The organism is Bacillus sp. JJ1503 (genome assembly GCF_036965125.1).
Taxonomy (GTDB): domain Bacteria; phylum Bacillota; class Bacilli; order Bacillales; family Cytobacillaceae; genus Cytobacillus.
Map to the genome: position 1 here is coordinate 1 of NZ_JBALOZ010000038.1, position 5,429 is coordinate 5,429.

The following is a 5,429-nucleotide window of genomic DNA, read 5'->3' on the forward strand; positions in this document are numbered from 1 at the left end:
AATTTACGCAGAGCTGAAATCATCATTCTTAAAGCATCACCAGTTTCCACAGCCACAAGGGTTTCTTTTGCATCCTGTTCAATTTTATTAAAAGCTTCCTGACAGAAGATTTGTGTATAAAGAAGCTTTTGCTTACTCTTCTCTAAACCTGCTTTTTCAATGGCTTTCTCGGTACGAAGAACAGCTGATTCCATCGCATATGCATTTGAAATTATGTCTGCAATATTCACTAATACCTCTTGCTCTTTTTCTAAAGCCTTGCCGTATTTTTGGGCTGCTAATCCTGCAGCAAGCAAGCCAATTTTCTTTGCATTTTTCACTAAATATTTCTCCTGAGCTAAAGGCTCTTCACCAGGATCTTCAGGCATCATCATCATAAGTTCCTCTTGTAAAGCCATCGCTTTTTCGAATAATGGCAGCTCACCCTTGAACGCTTTACGGATATAGGTACCTGGAACTAATAGACGGTTAATTTCATTTGTTCCTTCAAAAATTCGATTAATTCGGGAATCGCGATACGCTCTTTCAATTTCGTATTCAGCCATGAATCCATAGCCGCCATGAATTTGAACACCTTCATCCACAACGTAATCAAGGACCTCTGTAGAGAAGAATTTATTTAGTGAGCATTCAATGGCATATTCGGCAATGGATTTCGCTACTTCCTTGCCATCCTTAACCTCTTCTTCTGATAGCTTGCTCATGCGATCCTCAAACAACCCAACTGTACGGTAAACAGAGCTTTCTGCAGCATAAATCTTTGAAGCCATTGTTCCGAACTTTTCCTTTGTCAAATTAAATTGAGAGATTGGCGTTTTGAACTGCTGGCGCTGATTTGCATACTGTACAGTAATTTCAAATGCCCGTTTTGAACCTCCTACAGCCCCAACCCCTAATTTATAACGGCCGATGTTTAAGATGTTAAATGCGATAATATGGCCTCTGCCTAGCTCTCCTAGCAGGTTTTCCTTCGGCACAAGTGCATCTTCTAGAATTAATGTACGAGTCGATGAGCTCTTAATTCCCATTTTCTTTTCTTCCGGACCAACAGATACCCCTGGGAACTCTCTTTCTACGATAAAAGCTGAGAAATGCTCTCCGTCCACTTTTGCGTAAACAACAAATACGTCTGCAAATGCAGAATTCGTAATCCATTGCTTTTCACCATTTAGAACATAATGAGTGCCTTCCGCATTAAGCTTAGCCGTTGTTCTTGCACCTAGTGCATCTGAACCTGAGCCTGGCTCAGTTAAAGCATAAGCTGCCAACTTATCACCAGTAGCTAAATCTGGCAAGTATTGCTTCTTCTGCTCCTCCGTTCCGAAAAGAACGATAGGAAGGGATCCAATTCCTACATGTGCCCCGTGGGAGATAGAGAAACCGCCTGCACGCGCCATTTTTTCAGCGATGAGCGCCGAGCTTACTTTATCTAATGCCAAACCGCCGTATTCTTCAGGAACATCAGCACCTAGAAGTCCAAGCTCTCCCGCTTGCTTTAATAATTTGACTGTACGATCAAATTCGTGATTCTCTAAATACTCTACTTCTGGAAGAACTTCATTTATGACGAATTCCTCAGTCGTTTTCGCAATCATTTTATGCTCATCTGTATAATCCTCTGGAGTAAACACACGATCAGAGGAAAGATCCTCGATTAAAAAACTTCCACCTTTAATTAGGTTATCTGTTTGATTAGACATCTTTATTTCCTCCATTCAATTTTTTTGGACTGTTATGTTCTATGACTATGCCCTATAGCAGTTCGAACACTCCGGCTGCGCCCATTCCTCCGCCTATGCACATGGTGACGATGCCGAATTGCTGATTGCGGCGTTTCATTTCATGAATGAGCGATAGTGTAAGTTTCGCCCCTGTGCACCCTAGCGGATGGCCTAGTGCAATGGCGCCGCCGTTCACGTTTATCTTTTCTTTGTCTAAGCCTAACTCTCGAATGATTTGGATCGATTGGGAAGCGAATGCTTCATTTAGTTCAAATAGTCCGATATCTGATAATTCAAGGCCTGCTAGCTTTAATGCTTTAGGGATAGCGACAATTGGGCCAATTCCCATAATTTCTGGCGGCACTCCGCCGACAGCGAATGATCTGAATTTGGCCATTGGCTTCAAGCCAGTTGATTCTGCTTTTTCACGGTCCATGACCATGACCGCTGCTGCTCCATCACTTGTCTGGGATGAATTCCCTGCTGTTACCGTTCCAGTAACAGAAAAAGCTGGACGAAGCTTAGCCAATGTTTCAATCGTAGAATCCGCTCTTACACCTTCATCTTGACTAAATGTAATCTTTTTTTCGATCAATTTATTGTCTTTTCCAATTGATCGTAAGGCTACGTCAACGGGAACGATTTCATCCTTAAACTTTCCTTCTTGAATGGCTTTTGCTGCTTTTTGATGGCTTCGAACGGCAAAGGCATCCTGATCTTCACGGGAAATCCCGTATTTTTTCGCAACCTCTTCAGCTGTGTGACCCATGCCCATATAATACTCAGGAGCTGATTCCGCCAATTTAATATTGGGACGAGTCACGTGACCCATCATCGGAACAAGACTCATTGACTCAGCCCCGCCAGCAATGATTGTGTCTGCGTGTCCGATCATAATTTTCTCAGCTGCGTAGGCAATGGATTGTAATCCTGATGAGCAGTAGCGATTAATAGTGATCGCCGGAACATTATATGGAAGTCCAGCCAATGCCCCAATATTTCGAGCCATATTTAAGCCCTGCTCTGCTTCCGGCATGGCACATCCAATAATTAAGTCATCGATATTTCCCTCATAGTTTCCTGCTCGCTTTAATGTTTCCTGCACAACGAGGGCACCTAAATCATCCGGTCTTACATTGGCGAGCGTCCCTTTCTTTGCCTTGCCAACCGGAGTGCGGGCTCCTGCAACGATAACCGCTTCTTTCATTCTATTCCCTCTCTTTCTTATCTATTGAAAAATGAACCCTATTACTCTTCCACTATATTAATTACGTAATGGCTTCCCTTTCACGAGCATATGCTGCATGCGCTGCAGCGTCTTTGGCTCAGCTAGCAGGCTTAGGAAGGCTTCTTTTTCCAAATCTAGTAAATATTGTTCATCCACTTCAGTTCCAAAAGGTACTTTTCCACCTGCAATGACATAAGCTAACTTCTTCGCAATTTTTAGATCATGCTCTGAAATATTACCAGAATAAAGCATTGTCTGTGCTCCTAAAAGTAAAGTTGCATAACCCGTTTCACCAACAACTGGCACCTTTTTGCGGATGGGCGGCTGATAGCCTCTTTCATAAAGAGCTAGTACTGCCTGCTTCGCATCATAAAGTAAATGATCACCATTCACACTAATACCATCAGCAGCATTCAAAAAATTGTTTTCGCGTGCTTCATCCCCTGATGTAGAAACCTTTGCCATAGCAATCGATTCAAATACTTTGTTTGCAACTTTTTGAAGATCAAATTCAACCCCATTAGGCAGGTTATTGAGATGCTTTAAATAAAGCTCTTTATTAGCGCCTCCGCCAGGAATCAGCCCTACCCCAACTTCCACAAGCCCCATATACGTTTCGCTTGAAGCCTGAATATGCGCAGTTGGGAGACAAACTTCTGATCCGCCTCCAAGCGTCATGCCAAATGGAGCTGCAACAACTGGCTTAGAACTGTATTTAATTTTCATCATTGCCTGCTGGAAGTGACGGACGACCATGTCAAGCTCATAAATATTATCATCCTGTGCTTCCATCAGGATCATGGCAAGATTCGCACCAACGCTGAAGTTCTTGCCTTGGTTACCGATTACAAGTCCCTTGAAATTCTTTTCTACCTCATCAATGGAGTAGTTAATCATTTGGATACTGTCTAGACCAAGTGCATTGCTTTTAGAATGGAACTCTAGCAAAGCAACACCATCGCCTAGATCAATAAGACTTGCACCGCTGTTCTTTTTAATGACGCCTTTTTGTTTTTTCAATCTTTTTAAATTTATTTTCTTCGGATTTTCAACTACTGGCTTGTATTCGCCATTTTCATAGAAAAAGAGATTTCCATCCTCGGCTTCTTTATAGAATGATGCATGACCGTTATCGAGCATTTCCTTTACCCAAACCGGAACCTCTAAACCAGCCTCTTCCATTTTCTTCACGGCTTTTTCTACACCAATGGCATCCCAAATTTCAAATGGTCCTAACTCCCAGCCGAAGCCCCATTTCATTGCTTGATCAATTGCAACAACATCATCAGCAATGGTTCCTAATAATTCAGCTGAATAAAGTAGAGCCGGACTTAATATATTCCATAGTAGCTGGCCAGCACGGTCATCAGCATATATTAGCGCTTTCATTTTGTTGGCTGTGCCTTTTTCCTGCTTGCTTAATTCTGTTGCCGCTGTTTTCAGTTTCTTCCGAGGCCCATATTCAAAAGTGTTTGGATCAAGCTCTAGAATCTCTTTCCCTTGCTTGAGGAAAAACCCTTGGCCAGTCTTGCTGCCTAGCCAGCCCTTATTAAGCATCTCTTTCATAAAGTCTGGCACTGTGAAGACTTCTTTTTCCTTGCCTTCCACTTGCTCATAGACATTATTGGCTACATGGACAAATGTATCTAAACCGACAACATCAAGTGTTCTGAAGGTTGCACTTTTTGGCCGGCCGATTAACGGTCCTGTAATGGAATCAACTTCTCCAACACTATAGCCGCCTTTGAGCATTTCCTGTAAAGTGACTAACAGCCCGTACGTCCCGATGCGGTTAGCAATAAAGTTTGGCGTATCCTTCGCTTCAACAACGCCCTTGCCCAGCTTATCTTCGCCAAATTGCTTCATAAAGCTTAATACTTTGGCATCAGTGTTTTTCGTAGGAATAACTTCTAACAACCTTAAATAGCGAGGCGGGTTAAAAAAGTGAGTCCCGAGGAAATGCTTCTGAAAATCCTCAGAGCGTCCTGCTGACATCGCCTCAACGGAAATTCCAGATGTGTTTGAACTTACGATACTGCCAGGCTTTCTATAGCGATCTACCTTTTCAAAAACCTGCTTTTTAATATCGAGATTTTCAACGACAACCTCAATGACCCAATCAACATCCTTTAAACGCTCCATGTCGTCATCGAAGTTACCAGCTTCTACTAATGATAAATTCTCTTTAGACGTAAGCGGCGCGGGTTTTTGCTTTAATAGCTTTTGGCGGCCTGCTTCACTAATTCGATTTCTAACTGCCTTATCATCAAGGGTTAACCCTTTTGCTTTCTCTGTTTCATTTAATTCTCGAGGTACAATATCCAGCAATAGTGTTGGGATTCCAATATTCGCTAAGTGAGCTGCAATACCAGAGCCCATCACTCCAGAACCAAGAACTGCTGCTTTTTTGATTTGTTGGATCAAGTTTATTTCCCCCTTTTACACCTTTTGAATGAACACTCATTCATTTTTATACCAAA

At 42.4% G+C, this 5,429-nt stretch carries 3 protein-coding genes; all 3 read right to left on the reverse strand.

Annotated features, from left to right (window positions below):
• The coding region (locus V7149_RS03860; protein ID WP_335344338.1) for an acyl-CoA dehydrogenase family protein at positions 1 to 1,700 on the reverse strand (1,700 nt) is incomplete at its 3' end.
• Between the two features lie 52 nt (positions 1,701 to 1,752).
• Positions 1,753 to 2,928: an acetyl-CoA C-acetyltransferase gene (locus tag V7149_RS03865; protein ID WP_335344339.1), complete on the reverse strand. Its 1,176-nt coding sequence runs from the start codon at positions 2,926 to 2,928 to the stop codon at positions 1,753 to 1,755.
• A 57-nt stretch (positions 2,929 to 2,985) separates the two neighbouring features.
• Positions 2,986 to 5,370 (reverse strand): 3-hydroxyacyl-CoA dehydrogenase/enoyl-CoA hydratase family protein, encoded by a 2,385-nt coding sequence (locus tag V7149_RS03870; protein WP_335344340.1) that lies wholly within the window; start codon positions 5,368 to 5,370, stop codon positions 2,986 to 2,988.
• Between the last annotated feature and the right edge of the window lie 59 nt (positions 5,371 to 5,429).